Source organism: Paraflavitalea devenefica (genome assembly GCF_011759375.1).
GTDB classification, from domain to species: domain Bacteria; phylum Bacteroidota; class Bacteroidia; order Chitinophagales; family Chitinophagaceae; genus Paraflavitalea; species Paraflavitalea devenefica.
The window spans coordinates 381,234-397,300 of the sequence record NZ_JAARML010000004.1 but is presented as its reverse complement, the minus strand read 5'-3'; the positions used below and the strand labels follow the sequence as shown (position 1 = coordinate 397,300).

Annotated in this window: 7 protein-coding genes; all 7 read right to left on the bottom strand. The window is 48.1% G+C overall.

The window, feature by feature from the left end; translation table 11 throughout:
- Window positions 1-120: 120 nt before the first annotated feature.
- The 7 genes from HB364_RS23205 to HB364_RS23175 all read right to left on the bottom strand — a co-directional run bounded on the left by HB364_RS23205 (window position 121) and on the right by HB364_RS23175 (window position 16,038).
- Window positions 121-2,502 (bottom strand): ABC transporter permease, encoded by a 2,382-nt coding sequence (locus HB364_RS23205; protein ID WP_167290722.1) that lies wholly within the window; start codon window positions 2,500-2,502, stop codon window positions 121-123.
- A 30-nt stretch (window positions 2,503-2,532) separates the two neighbouring features.
- A complete protein-coding gene (locus tag HB364_RS23200; RefSeq protein ID WP_167290721.1) occupies window positions 2,533-4,965 on the bottom strand; it encodes an ABC transporter permease in 2,433 nt (810 codons plus the stop codon).
- 130 nt (window positions 4,966-5,095) lie between these two features.
- The gene (locus HB364_RS23195; RefSeq protein ID WP_167290720.1) at window positions 5,096-6,133 is read right to left on the bottom strand and encodes a DUF4097 family beta strand repeat-containing protein; all 1,038 of its coding nucleotides are present in this window, start codon (window positions 6,131-6,133) and stop codon (window positions 5,096-5,098) included.
- 115 nt (window positions 6,134-6,248) lie between these two features.
- Window positions 6,249-8,660: an ABC transporter permease gene (locus tag HB364_RS23190; RefSeq protein WP_167290719.1), complete on the bottom strand. Its 2,412-nt coding sequence runs from the start codon at window positions 8,658-8,660 to the stop codon at window positions 6,249-6,251.
- Window positions 8,661-8,773: 113 nt separating this feature from the next.
- Window positions 8,774-11,164 carry an ABC transporter permease gene (locus HB364_RS23185; protein WP_167290718.1) on the bottom strand — a complete coding sequence of 797 codons (2,391 nt, stop codon included), beginning with the start codon at window positions 11,162-11,164 and terminating at the stop codon, window positions 8,774-8,776.
- 33 nt (window positions 11,165-11,197) lie between these two features.
- A complete protein-coding gene (locus HB364_RS23180) occupies window positions 11,198-13,579 on the bottom strand; it encodes an ABC transporter permease (protein ID WP_208420061.1) in 2,382 nt (793 codons plus the stop codon).
- 47 nt (window positions 13,580-13,626) lie between these two features.
- Entirely contained in the window at window positions 13,627-16,038 is a 2,412-nt protein-coding gene (locus HB364_RS23175; protein WP_167290717.1) for an ABC transporter permease, read from the bottom strand.
- Window positions 16,039-16,067 lie beyond the last annotated feature (29 nt).

Sequence of the window (16,067 nt, the reverse complement as noted above, 5' to 3'; positions counted from 1 at the left end):
CTCAGTACTCTCAGTCGCCAGCGTCCCGCTGGTGACGGGTATTTACAAGCCTCCGGCTTGTTGTAGCAAGCCAGAGGCTTGCCAATAGCCTCACTCGCCAGAGGCGAGCGAGTGTATTCACTATTCACTCCTCAAACTCTTCACCGGGTTGGCGCTGGCTGTTCTGATGCAGTGGTAACCGATCGTAAGGACAGCTATTGCCAATGTAACCATGGCCGATGCCACAAACACCACCCAGGAAATATTGATCTTGTAAGTAAACTCCTGCAGCCACTTATTGGCCACATACCAGGCGATAGGCCACGCAACCAGGTTGCCTGCCAATACGAGGACCATGAAATCCTTCGACAGCAAAGTGACCAGGTTGGCCATGCTGGCGCCTATTACCTTGCGTATGCCAATTTCCTTGGTGCGTACTTCAGCAGCATGGGCCGTTAATCCAAACAGGCCCAGGCAGGAAATGATGATGGCCAGCGCCGCAAAGAATTGCAGGATATCACTCATGTTATTTTCTTTCTTGTACAACCCGGAGATACGATCATCCAGGAAGCCATAGCTAAACAGGGTATTGGGCGCTATCTTTTTCACCTTGCTTTCGAGGAAGCGGATGACGGAAGCGGGATTGCCGGGTTTGATTTTGATGAACAGGTTACCTGTCCACTCAGGTTTGTATTCCAGCACCAATGGCTCTATCTGTTGGTGCAGCGAAGCGAAATGGAAGTCCCTGATCACGCCCACTACTTTGCCTTGTACGCCCATGACAGTATTGTCTACCATAGCGCCTACCGGGTCTTTTAAGCCCAGCATGGCCACCGCTTTTTCATTCAGGATAAAGGTGGCCGAGTCATGAAAGGCGCGGGAGAAGTTACGCCCGGCCTTCAGGGGTATATTCATCACATCGAGGTAATGATCATCTACCCGCATTACTTTCGACGATGCATATTCTCGTTTAGGGTCTGGATTGAGCGGCTGAACGCCTTCCACGCTCAGTCCATCCCCAATAACATTAGAAGCTTTGGCAATGCCCACTATATCCGGGTTCTTCAATAGCTCCTGTTCCAGTACCTCCGGATGCTTTACCGACTGTTCTTTAAAGTTGCCATACAGGCGGGCCACGATCACATTGTTGCGGTCAAAGCCCAGTTCCTTATTATGGAACAATTTCATTTGCTGGTATATGATAACCGTAGAGATGATCAACAGGCCGGATACTACAAACTGGAATACGACCAGGCCTTTGCGCAACCAGGAGGCGGATGACCGGGGAAGCTGGTTGGCCTTTAAGGAGCTCACCGCGCCAAAGCGGGTGATGAAGAGGGCAGGGAACAGGCCCGATAATGTCCCTACAGAAAGGACCATGCCGGCAATGATGAGCAGGTTAACAGGCCTGAACAATTCCCAGGCCGACACGTCTTTGCCGGTAATATTGTTGTAGAAAGGAAGGGCAGCCTGGTACAGGCACAAAGCGATCAGGGCGGCCAGGCAGGTGAGGATAAAAGCCTCGCCCATAAATTGCAGCACCAGTTGGGCTTTGCCGGCTCCCAATACCTTGCGGATACCCACCTCTTTCATCCTTTTCAGGGCTTGCGTGGTGAAGAGGTTAATAAAATTCACACAGGCGATCAGCAATATCAATATTTCCACCCCTATAAAAATATACACGTAGATAATGCTGCTGTTGGCGCCCATTTCCTGGATCAGGTTCGAGTGCAGGTGTATATCGGTCAGCGGCTGGAAATGCCATTTGTCTGCTTCCTGGCGGATCACTTCCGGAGTGCCAAACCCTTCATAATACTTTTTATAGAAGTCTTTCAGTTTAGCGTTGGCCTTCGTGAGGTCCTGTTCCTGCTTAAAGGCCACATAGGTCCAGCCAAACATCCAGCCGCGGGCATTCATCCAATCGGGTGATTGTGTTTTGTAAAGGGTAGGCATGGATGCGAGGTAATCAAACCGGAGGTGCGTGTTTTCCGGGAGGTCTTCAATCACGCCTTTTACCCACATTTCTTCCTGGTCGTCGAAGGTGATCTTTTGGTTCATCGGGTCCTGGTTGCCAAAATATTGTTTGGCCATGCTGCGGGTGATCACGATGGCACCAGGTTCACGCAAAGCGGCTGCGGGTTTCCCGGCCAGTGCCTTCAGGTCGAATACTTCCATGACAGAAGAATCCGCAAAGTAACCCTTGCTGTTACCCTGCTTGTCGGCCTCCGTACTCACTACGCGCGTACCCCTGTCGGAAAAGCGGGTGATGCCGGCTGCCTCCGGGAAGTACTTCATCATTTCACCGGCGAGAGGCGGAGAGGACTTGGCCCATTCGGTATTGACAACGCGGTAAATGCGGTTGTGTTTGGGAAAACTTTTTTCATAGCTCAGCTCTTCCTTAATGTGCAGGGTAAGCAATAGGCCGCAGGAAAGGCCGATGGCGAGTCCGAATAGATTGAACAGGCTGTAGGTCTTTTGGCGAAACAGGTTGCGCCAGGCGGTTTGGAAGTAGTTCTTTATCACGATCAGTGTTTTATTATTAGCAGTGCTTTCTTATTCGCTTCTTAATGATTTCACCGGGTTCATCAAGGCTGCCTTAATAGCCTGGAAGCTCACGGTGCACAAGGCGATCAATAAGGCGGCACAGCCTGCCAGCAGGAATACCCACCATTGCAGGCCCACCTGGTAAGCAAACTCCTGCAGCCATTGGTGCATGGCCCATCCGGCAACGGGGAAAGCAATGACGGCCGCTATCAATACCAGCTTCACGAAATCTTTAGACAGCATGGTAATGATGCTGCTGATGCTGGCGCCCAATACCTTGCGGATGCCGATCTCTTTAATGCGCTGTTCGGCCGCATAGGTGGCCAGGCCAAACAGGCCCAGGCAGGCAATGAGTATGGTCATGAAGGCCACGCACAGGAAAATAACTTCCCGCTTCTTGTCTTCCCGGTAAAAGAGATCCCATTGCTTGTCGAGGAAATTGTATTCAAATAAATGGTCGGCGTCTATGCTGTGCAGGATACCTTCCATCTGTTTCAGCGTTCCGGCCATATCTGTTGTATTCAACCGTACCGTGAAGTAGTCAATATTATGAATGCGCAACCGGGTATTACCAATGATCATGGGCATTACTTTCTCCCGTAGCGACCGGAAGTTGAAATCCTGAGCAATGCCTATGATCCGTACTTTAAACGGAATAGCGAAGGTGTTGATGCCATCGCCAAATACAGAAGCAGGTATCTCCATCCATTGGCCTTTTGCTTCGGTGATACCCAGCGCTTTTGCCGCCGTGGCATTGATCAGCACGGCTTGTGAGTCGGGACTGCCGGCTGCAAAATTGCTGCCGCTTTGCAGTTTGATGGCATAGGTCTTCAGAAAGTCCTCATCGGCACCAATGTAAAACATATCCTGCGGGATGGTAGACACATTGTCTGCCGGCTTCACCTTTACCATTGGAATGTTTTTCCATTCGCCGGGCACGCGGGAAGTGATCGTTACCTCCTGTACGGCCGGCAGTCTGCTGTATTCATTTTTAATAGTGGCGGCAGACCGGCGTACCTGCCCGCTATTGATATCCACTACCAGCAATTGTTCTTTATTGAAGCCCATGTCTTTGGAGTCAATGTATTTCAACTGCTGGAATACGATCACGGTGGCGATCATCATGATGATGGAGATGGAGAACTGGAATACGACCAGCACCCGCCGGAACGACAAATGCCCCTGGGTAAGTCTCAACTTGTTCTTCAGCAGCAGGAGCGGCTTCAGGCCCGATTGGAAGAGGGCGGGGTAAATGCCGGCCATCAGTCCGGCTATACCGGTAATGGCTATCACGCCAAGCCATATACGGTAATCGGTGTGGAAGCCAAGCGACAGCTCCTTGCCGGTGAAATCATTGAAGGCAGGCAATAACAATTGAACGGCGGCCAGCGCTACCAGCAGGGATATAACTGTGATGAGCAAGGCTTCTGCCAGGAACTGCACAATGAGGCTTTGCCGGAGGGCGCCTGCTACTTTACGTACGGCAATTTCTTTTGACCGGCCGGCAAAGCGTGCCGTCGTAAGGTTCATGTAATTGATACAGGCAATGAACAATACAAACAGTGCTACAATGCCAAATACGTACAGGTACCTGATGCGGCTGTTTGATTTTTCATCTGTTGATCCATTGGGATAGAAGTGAATATCTCTTAATGGCTGGAGCCCGAAATGACTTTTGCGGCCATCTTCACCGGTGCGGTGCTGCATCACCAGCTTTTCAATTTTACCGGCTGTGGCGGCTGCATCCTGCCCTTCTTTTAACAGAATATAGGTAGGGTAGGCATTGGAGGTCCAATCATTGCTGGTCTCCTTCCTGTAGCTGGTATCGGCAAAGTCGGTAGCTTCGGAAAACAGCAGGTTGAATTGGATATGCGAGTTGCCGGGTATTTTGATCACCCCCGTAATGGTGAAAGGAAGGCCACCGGCCTCCGTACGGATGGTTTTTCCCAGCACGTCCTTACGGCCAAAATATTTAAGCGCTGTTTCCTCTGTCAGTACTACTGTATAAGGCGCCGACAGCGCCTGGCGGTTACCTTGTAATATCGGGAAGTCGAACAGCTCAAAGAAGGAGGCATTGGCGATCCGATAGGTTTCATAGAATACATTCCTGTTATCGTCGTTCAATACATTGGTCCTGCTACCGCCGGTGAAAAAGCAGGAGCCGGCTACTTCCGGCAGGTCTTTTTGTGCTGCTGCTCCAACATTGTAGGCCACGGCTGTTGCAGTCGCCTCCTTTCCGGATGGTGTAGTAGACGTTTCTATTACCCGGTACAGGGAACCGGCTTTTGTATGAAAGACATCAAACGTAAGTTCGTCTGTCAGGTACAGTGCTATCAATAAAAAGCAGGTAAGGCCTGCAGAGAGGCCAAAGATATTGATAAAGGAAAAGGCTTTCTGCTTCAGCAGGTTGCGCCAGGCGATTTTAAGGTAGTTCTTTATCACGATTAGTATTTTATTGTCAGTTATTCTTACCTAAAGAATCCGCGGCTAGTGGTAAATGGCTAGTGGCTAGTGCCTGAATCGTCCCACTCGCTACTCGCCATTTACCACTAGCTTTCTTCCTGCTCACCACTTACTTCCTCACTGTCAGCGATACTCTTCCACTGCTTCCCCGTACAGTAACCGGGATGCCGCCACCATTCAGGGTGCCTTCCATGCGGTCATCTTTTTTGGTGCCGCTGAATGTAATAGGGGTGACCAGGCTGATCTTATCTGCCAGCAGTTTCAGGTCAACGCCTTTATTGCCGGGTATCTCCAAGTCTATATTACCACCGGAATTGGTGAGCTTCACATAGCTGCCCAATTCTTTTATGTTCACACGCATATGGCCACCACTGGTAGAGGCATCCACGCTGCAGGACAGGTCGTCCAGCGTTACATTGCCACCGGAAGTAACGGCAGCCAGTTCCCCGGAGATGGTATTGGCCTGTACGTTGCCTCCGCTGGTAGTGGCATCAATATCACCGCTTAATGCCTGAAGGTGTACATTGCCGCCGGAGGTAGTGAGCTTTAATTTACCATTGCTGTTTGCCGCATCAATATTGCCACCGCTGGTGCTGAGCGTAATATCATCTTTGGAATTTTTGAGCTGGATATTACCGCCGGAAGTTGTTCCTTTTATTTTCCCGGCCAGGTCGTCAATATGCAGGTTGCCACCACTGGTCCTGAAATCCTGTGTGCCGGTTAAATGGGCCAGGTCGATATTGCCGCCGCTGGTGGTAAGGGTGGTGGCGACATTCCGGGGCACAAATATTTTAAAGGAAACGGAGAGCGCTCTTTTCCAATCCCATCTGCCCGACTTTTTGGGTTTGGCAATGGCCGTTAGTTTATGATTGGCCGTAGTGATGGAAAACTCATAGTCCTCATCCAGTCTTTTCTGGATCTCTTCATTAGACAATTGCAGTTTCCTGCCATTGTTGGACCAGATATACACTTCGATCTTTGCTTCTCCGGCGCCTCCTGTAATAGAGATATTGCCACCGGATGTTTCCGCCTGCACCTGCTCAATGGCTTCATTGGCCAGTGATTTTGTTAAGAAAGGTGTTTCGTTCTGTGCATTCACGTGACAGGCAAGGCCTGTTACGAGAAGAAGGCTGAATATTTGTTTCATGGTTATGTGTTTTATCTTTTATGAATGTTCTACTATTATTTGATTGATATGCATCCTGAACAATAATCAATAATTATTAATTAATCATTATTGCCTTTGCTTCGTTGATAATTTATTACTCACTGCGTAAGCTTTTTACAGGGTTAGCAATCGCCGCTTTGATCGCCTGGAAGCTCACGGTCAATAGGGCGATCAGCAAGGCCACTACGCCGGCTGCCAGGAATACCCACCAGCTTATATTGATGCGGTAAGCAAAATCCTGTAGCCACTTGTACAATACCAGCCAGGCAATGGGCCAGGCAATGAGATTGGCGATGAGTACCAGTTTCAAAAAGTCTTTAGACAGCAACCGTACAATGTTCTGTACTGAAGCGCCCAGTACTTTCCGGATGCCGATCTCTTTCACCCGTTTTTCTGCTGCATAGGAAGCCAGGCCAAATAAACCAAGGCAGGAGATCACAATGGCCAGCCCGGCAAGGATGCCCACGATCTCACTTACCTGTGAATCGGCCTGGTACAACTCTTTGAAATGATCGTCGAGGAATTTGTATTCGAAGTCCTGCCCCGGGTTGATCCTCTTCCAGGAGGCTTGCAGGTAAGCGATGGCTTCTTTGGCTTTGGCGCCATTAATGAGGACGGATACTTCTGCAAAGCCCCAGTCCTTTTGGTCCATGATGGTGAGCGTTTCTATCTTGTGGTGCAGGGAGTTGAAGTTAAAGTCTTTGGCAACGCCCACAATGCTGCCGGCAGAGTCCATGCCGCCAAAGCCAAAACGTTTACCCAGCAGGGTTTCAAAGGAAGCTTTGGGTTTGTCTTTGAGTAATTCCCGGGCCATGGATTCATTGACGATATAGGCTTTGGCATTGTCGGTGCCATAGTCGTTGGAAAAATTCCTGCCTGCTACAATGGGTATCTTATAAACAGTGAGGTAATCGGGATCAACTATTACCTGTGAAGTGGCCATTTCCCGCGCAGGCGCATCGCCCGGGTGAAAGCGGATACCGGTCTGGTGCAGGTTATTGCCCAGCCGTTGGTTGGAAGCGGTGACACCGGTAATCAGGGTATTGTTCAATAGTTCCTTTTTAAGGGCATCGTATTTGGGATTCGTATTGAAGTTGAGCGGTATAGTAACAACCTGGTCTTTGTTAAAACCGGGATCTTTTTGTTGCATGAATTTGAGCTGCCGTACGGCAAACAGGGTAGCGATGATCAGGAAAATGGCGCTGGAAAATTGGCCTACCACCAGTATATTCCGGAACAGGCTTTTGTTCCTACCTGTTTGGATAGCGCCTTTCAATACTTTGACAGCCTGGAATGACGAGAGGTAGGCGGCAGGGTAGAGGCCGGCCAGTGTACCAACGATCAGCGCGCCTCCCAAGGTGCTTAACAGCAACCAGCCATTGGTGAATATGGGCAGGTCAATATCCCGCTGGCTCAGATCGGCCACCCAGGGCAGGGCCAGCTTTGCCCATATCAATGCCAGTATTAAGGCGATAAAGCACAATAACACCGATTCACCGATGAACTGTATGCTCAACTGGAACCGTTGGGCGCCTACTGATTTGCGCACGCCCACTTCTTTGGCCCTGCTGGCAGAGCGGGCGGTAGACAGGTTCATAAAGTTGATGCAGGCTATTACCAGTACAATGATGGCAATAATAGAGAACAGCCTGGTATAGGTGCCGTCAAACTTATGATAGTTGAGGTAGTCATGGGTAATGTCTGTTGAACCGGCATGCACGGCAGCCAGCGGCTGCAGGAACAACTCATAAAAGGTGGGCCGGGGATCAGCCATGTGGCGCTTCAGGTAATCCGGAAATTTCTTTTCCAGCGCAGCTATATCTGTGTTGGGCGCTAATTCGAGATAGGTGATGAGCCAGTTGCCGCCCCAGTTGCCCATCAGTTCGGCTGTATTGCGTGTATTGAAAGAAAGTAATCCTTCAAACTGCAGGTGTGAATTGCCAGGAATATCAGCCAGGATACCGGTTATCGTATAGCTGATGGTGTCCCGGCTTTGGATGGCTACCGTTTTACCGATCGGGTCTTCTTTACCAAACAGTTTTTCGGCACTTGTTTTGGTGAGCACCATGCTATTGGGTTTTTGCAGTATGGTGTGTTTATTACCCGTAAGCAATTCATAATTGAAGATGTCGAAGAAAGTGGAATCGGCCCAGAAAACCCTGGACAGGGTTACTTTTTTACCCTTGTAGTTCAGGGGAGGGTTATTAAAATCATCGATGCGGGTGAACTGCTGTATCTGCGGAAACTCCTGTTTCAGGGTAGGAGCCATAGGAAACATGGATAAAGCGACCTTCTGCGGGGCCACCATGCCCGGGAACTTCTGCACCTCATCAAGACGGTAAATATTTTTGGTATGCTGCCGGTCGAAGCTTCTTTCATAGAACACAAACAGCATGATGATGATGCAGGCGGCCATGCCGATGGACAGGCCAACAATGTTGATGGCAGAGTAAGCTTTGTTCTTCCAAAGGTTACGCCAGGCGGTTTTAAAGTAGTTTCTAAACATGTTATGGCAATTATTTTTAGTTTTTATTCCTTTATAGAGATAAGAACTGCGAGTTGTCAGTAGTGAGTTGTGAGTGGTGAATAGCAGCGATTATACTCACAACTGACCACTCACTACTCACTGCGTAAGCTCTTCACCGGGTTGGCCAGTGCTGATCTCATAGAACGGTATCCAACTGTTATAACAGCTATTGTAAAGGTGCATATAATAGCCAGCAGGAAAACCCCTGCGCCTATTTGTATGCGGTATTTGAAATCCTCCAGATATAAGTTCATGACCCACCACGCGAATGGGGCCGCTATGATAAACGCGATCATTAATAGCCGGCTAAGCTCTTTGCCAAACAACCATATTATTTGTTGCACAGAAGCTCCCAATACTTTCCGGACCCCTATTTCCTTTGTTTTGCGTACGGCCATAAAAGAAACCAGTCCATATAGGCCCAGACAGCCTATAAATACAGCAACGCAGGCAAATATTTCGATCAGCCTCAGCATGATATTATCTATCCTGTAAAACCTGGCCATGCGGTCATCTAAAAACTGAAAAGTATATAAATGGTCAGGATATGTTTCATTCCATACTTTTTCAAATGCTGTCAGCGCGGTTTTTGTATGGCCTTCCTTAATTTTTACAGCACAGTTGGCGTATCTGTCGACAGCAGGCATGATGCACACAGGCGTAATTTCATTGTGTAAAGAGTAATTATGAAAATCTTTTACCACGCCAACAACAGGAGCTATAAAGCCCTCATCAACGATTATTTTTTTGCCGATCACGTCCTGTGGCGATAAAAGATTCAACTTTTTTACAAATGTTTCATTCACTAAAAATCCGCGCAAGGTATCCGACGAATAAAAATTCCTTCCGGCTACCAGTTGTAACCCAAAGGTAGAGAGGTATTGATCGTCGGCACTTTTTACATTCACGGCCCAGGATTCATCTTCTATACGGTTATCGAAGTGTATGGAAGTAGTCCAGTTATTGCCTGAGGCAGGCGCCTGATAACACAAAGAGATTTTTTCCACGCCTGGAATGCCGGCCAGCCTGGAATGTAGCGTGCTCATTTTTGCCTTGTCGTTCACAGGTACAGGCAACATAATAACAGCATCCTTGCTAAAACCGAGATCGGTTGTTTTTGAATAATGCATTTGGCTGGCTATAACAATGGTCCCGATTATCAGCAGTTGGGAAATGGCAAATTGAGTAATCACCAATAGCCTGCGCAAGGAAATACCACCGATATGCTTTTGTGACAGTTTACCTTTAAGGGCCAGTACAGGCAGGAAGCGGGCTAATACCAAGCCGGGATAAGAACCGGATAAAAAGATGACTATCCCTGCTATCAGCAAAAGAAAAACAGGCAATCGCCAATTGCCGAAAATATCCAGTTGCATATTGGATTCCAATAACTGATTTAAGTAAGGCAGGGCTAGTTTGGCAGCACCATAGGCCAACAATACAGCCATTAGGGTGATGAGCGTTGTTTCTGTAATAAACTGCCAGAATAATTGGGAGCGCAAACTACCCAATACTTTTCGTACGCCTACTTCTTTCGAACGGTTAAGTGCCTGGGCAGTTGCGAGGTTCACGAAGTTTACACAGGCGGTGATAAGCAGGAATAGACCAATGAAAAGCAAGGCCCACAGGTATCTTTTTTCGGCATAACCGTCAAAGAGCGGGTTAAAGTGAATGTCGGAAAGTGGCTGCAACCTGAACTGCCATGTCTGGAGGTCCCTGCCACTGTAATATTTCTTTACGAGGAGCGGTAATGTCTTGTTTACCTGGCCGGCAGTAATCGTTGGTTTTAGCAGGATGTAACATTGACTGCCGCTGTAAATGTTTTCCCAGAGACTATCGCTGGCATGCCGGGCATTGTGGTCCTTTAAATTGGCATATGACAAGTAAATCTCCTGCCTGAAGTCTGTATTCGGGGGCAGGTCTTTCAGGATCCCTGTAATAACAAAATTAATGTTGTTATTCAGGCGTATGGTTTTACCTATGGGAGCATCATTGCCAAAGTATTTTTTAGCTATATTTTCCGTAATGATGGCTGAATTCGGTTGACGTAAAGCCGTTTTTTGATCACCTTTTACCAAAGGGAAGTTAAATATGTCAAAGAAATCCGGTTCGGCAAATACAATACCGCTTGCTTCACGGAATTTTTTAACTTCTTTTTCGTTGGGTAAAGAGATGAGCGGATTGTTGTAGTCAACTGCCCGTGCTGTTTTTTCGGCGAATGTAAAATCGTTCCGAAAAGCATTTCCCAGCGGTTGAGGTATTGCATCGGTATAGGTAATGCTTTCCTGTTGTCTTATAGTAACCAGGCGGTGTATCCTGTCTTTCTGAGTATGAAAGGTATCGAAGCTGAGATGGTAGGTGATCAATATAAAAATGAGTATGCCACAGGCAGTTCCCAACGATAAACCCAATACGTTGATAAAAGCATATGCCTTATTCCGGTACAAGTTCCTCCAGGCGATTTTGAGATAGTTCTTTATCACGATTGATATTTTATTGTTCGTTATTCCTTCTTACTACTCACTTCTTAACGACTTCACAGGGTTTACCAGGGCCGCGCGGATGGCCTGGAAACTGATGGTGATCATGGTGATCAACAAGGCTCCTATACCACTCACCAGGAAAATCCACCAGGGCATCGGAATGCGATTGGAATAGTCCTGCAGGAAGTGGTGCATGATAAATCCTGCTATGGGCGCTGCCATGATAAAAGCAATGACGATGAGCCAGATGAACTCCACGTTCAATATGGCCATGATATCGATGAAGCCGGCACCCAATACTTTGCGGATACCGATCTCTTTTGTTTTACGTACGCATACAAAGGTTACGAGGCCGTAAACACCCAGGCAACCGATGATGATGCCAATGATAGAGAATAGCGACAGAAAGCTGGCTAATTTGCTTTCATCGCCATAAAAGGTTTTCAGTTCGTCATCCAGGAAGCTGTATTCAAAATAGTAATCGGGGAAAATGGCCTTCCATTCCTTTTCAACCAGGCGCAGGGCTGCTTCCTGCTGCTTGTTGTTTACGCGTATGCAGGCGGTTTGAAAGCGCCTGTTGTAAATGTATACATGGGGCGTTTTGCCCGATTTGAGGCTCTGGGACTGGTAATCTTTTACAATGCCGCCAATGGTGTATTGTTCATTGCCGAAGGATAGCTGCTGGCCCAGGGCCTGGGAAGCATTCCTGTATCCCATATCACGGGTAGCCTGTTCGTTGACGAGTACCACGGCATTGGTGCTGTCTGCTGCGTTGAAGCCGCGCCCTGCCACCAGGGGTACTTTGAAAAAAGACAGGTAATTGGTATCGATGAATTGCTGCCGCCATTGTTGCTCCCCATCTTTGAGACCATGGTGTTTGACGTTGGCCCACCACCAGTTGGTGGTGCCGGAAGGGGTGGTAAGTCCGAAGGTAACATCGCTGATGGCGGGTGATTGCAATAGGTTACGCCGCAATCTTTCACGGATGACGGAGCTTCTGTCATCTGGCATATTCACGGTAATAACTGCTGCTTTGTCAAAGCCCAGCTCTTTGTGGTAGAAATAATTGATCTGCTTTACACCAATGAGGGTGCAAATGACCAATACCAATGCAATGGTAAACTGGGTAACTACCAACATGCGCCGCAGGGAAAATCCTTTGGTGGGTATGGAGAAAAAACGGGAGCGAAGCATCTGTGTGGGCTGAAACCCGGAGAGCATGATGGCAGGATATAGGCCAGACAGGCCTGTAAGCACCCCGCCAATGACGGCCAGGAATAAGAAAGTGGTGGTATTCCAGTTGCGGGCCTCGGCCACCTGGGTATGCAATAGCTGACCGGTGTAGGGCAGCAGGAGATAGGCCAACAATGAGCCGATCACCAGGGCTCCGGTCACAATGAACGCTGTTTCCAACAGGAATTGACCAATGAGCCAGGCGCGGCTGCTGCCCAGTATTTTCCGGATACCAGTGGCTTTGTTGCGTTGGATGGCCTGTACAGAAGCCATGTTGATGAAATTGATACAGGCTATCAATAACAGGAAAATGCCGATACTGGTGAGGGTATACATCAGCCATCGTGGGATGGCATAGTTGAAGAAATCAATTTCAGGGTTTGGGTTCAGGTGTTGTTCGGATAAATGGGCCAGTTGAAAACGGGTATAGTTGGTATGTTCACCCCGCTGCTTTGTCAACTGGTTGAGGGCTAGTTCTACAGTAGCAGGCTTTACCCCGGGCTTTAGCAATACAAAACCCTGGAACCAGGAATCGCCGCCACCCCAGTAATTCTCGTCTTTGTACCACTCCATATACTTGAGCAAGGAAGCATAGGACATCATCATGGGCATACGGAATTGTGTATTGGCAGGCATCTCTTTAATAATACCGGAAACGGTCAGGTTAAGGGTATTGTCGTACAGGATGGTCTTGCCAATGGCTGATTCACCAGGCTTAAAGAACCTTTTGGCTGTAGGTTCATCCAGCACTACCTGGTAAGGCTGGCTTAAAGCAGTGGCTGGTGATCCCTCCACCCATTGTATATCGATCATCTGTAGAAAGTCGGGCTGCACAAAATAGGATCGCTCCTGTTTCAGGTTTTCGCCATTTACTTTTATCACAGAGGGGGTGAAACCATATACGTTTACCGCTTTTTCAACGCCGGATATTTTGTCTTTCAGCGCATTGATGGCGCCCTGGGGGATATGGGAGTTGATACCTTCGAACTTATCATAAGCAAGGAGCTGGTACAGGCGTGGCGCATTTTTGTGCCAGGCGTCAAAACTTCCTTCGAAACGTATGATCATGAATATAACAATGGCTATACCGATACTGAGGGATAAGCCCAGCATATTGATGAGGGTATAGGTCCTGTTTCTTTTCAGGCTGCGAAGGGTGGCTATGATATTGTTTCTAAACACAGTGTTCTATTTTTAAGAATGTCATTTCTTCAATCGCGATCTGTTTTCTATTCACTCCTCAAACTCTTCACCGGATTCATCAATGCTGCCTTGAAAGCCTGGAAGCTGATGGTGAACAGGGCGATCAATATGGCTGCGGCAGCAGAGAGGGCAAATACCCACCAACTGATATGGATGCGGTAGGCAAAGTTTTGCAGCCATTGGTCCATCGTCCACCAGGCAATGGGGATGGCCAGTAATACGGCAATGCCCACCAGCTTCAACAGATCTACAGACAGCAGTGTAACCAAATTACCAACACCTGCGCCCAATACTTTGCGGATACCAATCTCCCGTACTCTCTTCTGTGCAGTATAAATGATCAACCCCAGCAGGCCCAGGCATCCAATGATCACAGAGAGCCCTGCTGCGAGGCCAAAGAAGCTGCGCAGCTTATCTTCCTTGCTATACTGGCGTTGAAAGTCTTCATCCATGAACCGGTATTCAAAAGGAAAACCTTTGTATACGTTATTCCAGGCTGTTTTAAGATTGGTCACAGCCTGTGAAGAGCTAATACCTTCATAGCGGAAAGCAAAAAGACTAATGGACTTAATAGGGCTTAATACGATGGGAGTGATCTTCATTTGCAGACCATGCTGGTGATAATCTTTTAGTACACCCACTACCACGCCCTCTTTACCAGAGGTGGACAGTTTTTTGCCCAATGCATTTTGCGCACTGCCCCAGCCAAAAGTTTTGACGGCTGTTTCATTGATCAGGAAAGATTCCTCTTCGTCTTTTTGGCTGTTGGCCATGAAATCACGTCCGGCTATCAGGGAAAGACCAATTGTTTTTACATAGTCTGCATCGGCTGCAATGTACTCGACTATCAGGCCCTGCTCGTCGGTCTTCCCTTCCGGGTAAGCAAACTGCCCATCCCAACCTGTTCTGCCTGGTACTGCATAGGTGGCTGTTATATTTTTTGTGCCTGTTTGCCGGAGCATTTCACTTTTGAAGACATTCATTTTATCATGCAGTAATACCCAGGGCACCCTGGCAGCATCTACTACCACCACCTGGCTTTTATTGAATCCAAGGTCCTGCTGTTGCATGAATTTCATTTGCTGCCACATAATAAGTGTGCACATGATGAAGCCGGCAGATATTACGAACTGCAGCACTACCAGTGACTTTCTCAGTAAGGCGCCTGAGGTGGTGTGGGCGAAACTGCCTTTTAAAACAGCGATCGGTTTGAAAGCAGATAATACCCAGGCAGGGTAGAAGCCCGCCAGCGGCACCAGCACTACGATAATGCCCGATAGGAGCAAGAGGTTATTAATGGTGAACAGGGAGCCCACGGTAAATGTTTTCCCGGTAAAGGTGTTGAATAGGGGCAATAAGGTTACCATCAACAGGATGCTGATGATAGCAGCGATAGTACACAATACAGCGGCCTCTGTCAGAAATTGAAGTACCAGTTTACCACGGCCATTACCCAATACTTTTTGTATGCCGATCTCTTTGGCCCTTTCCATGGAGCGGGCTGTGGAAAGGTTGATGAAATTAAGACAGGCAATAAGCAGAATGAAAATGCCGATGGCTATAAAGAGCCGGATGCTTTTGATATTACCTACGGGGCCTTTGGCAGTAGAGATACCGGAATAGAGGTAAATATCTTTTACGGGCCGCAGGCTGAGATAGGTTTTAAAGCCGTATTTGGCCACCGCTTCTTTGCCTGCTACCTGTACCAGGTTATTGATCTTAGCTGTGGTGGTTGCAGCGTTTGCATTTTTAGCAAGACGAACATAATTGTACACGTTCATATCGAACCAGCCCGAAGCAAATTCCTGTTCGCAGGCCTTTGGATACATGGAGCAGAAGGTAGCAAAGGAGCCGATCATATCGAACCGCAGGTGGGAAGAAGCAGGCAGGGGGGCAAATACGCCTGTTATCTTGTAGGGAACGGTATCATTGATCATCAATACTTTTCCAAGTGCTTCGCCCTTTCCAAAATATTTCTCCTTGAGTGCCTGGGTAATGACGAGGCTATAGGGCTCATTCAGTGCTGTGGCCGGAATGCCTTCCTGCAAGGGGTAGTTGAATACAGAAAAAAAGTTATTATCTGCATACAAAGCAGCTTCATAAAAGCGGTCCTCTTTAAAGAGTACAAAAGGGGCCCAATTCCTGAGGTAAGTGAGGCTTTCAATTTCCGGGTATTGTGCTTTCAGTGTTTTACCTATCGGCCAACCTACCGAAGCCATCTTGTCGGATTGTCCGTCGGGTGTGATCAGGTCACTTTCTATCCGGCATACCTGTTCCTGGTGGGCAAATGGAGCATCAAATGCCATCTCATCTTTCACCCAAAGGCTGATGAGGAAGAATAAGGTAATGCCCAGGACCAGGCTTCCCAGGGTAATAAGCGTAAAGCTCCGGTTCCTGATGGCAGTACGCCAGGCGATCTTGAAATAAGTTTTGAACATGGTTAAATTTTTAGTGTGTGCTTTGTTCT

Coding starts and splice junctions, on each gene's coding strand:
- HB364_RS23195 (WP_167290720.1), bottom strand. CDS start 6,133: ATGAAACAAATATTCAGCCTTCTTCTCGTAACAGGCCTTGCCTGTCAC.
- HB364_RS23190 (WP_167290719.1), bottom strand. CDS start 8,660: ATGTTTAGAAACTACTTTAAAACCGCCTGGCGTAACCTTTGGAAGAAC.
- HB364_RS23175 (WP_167290717.1), bottom strand. CDS start 16,038: ATGTTCAAAACTTATTTCAAGATCGCCTGGCGTACTGCCATCAGGAAC.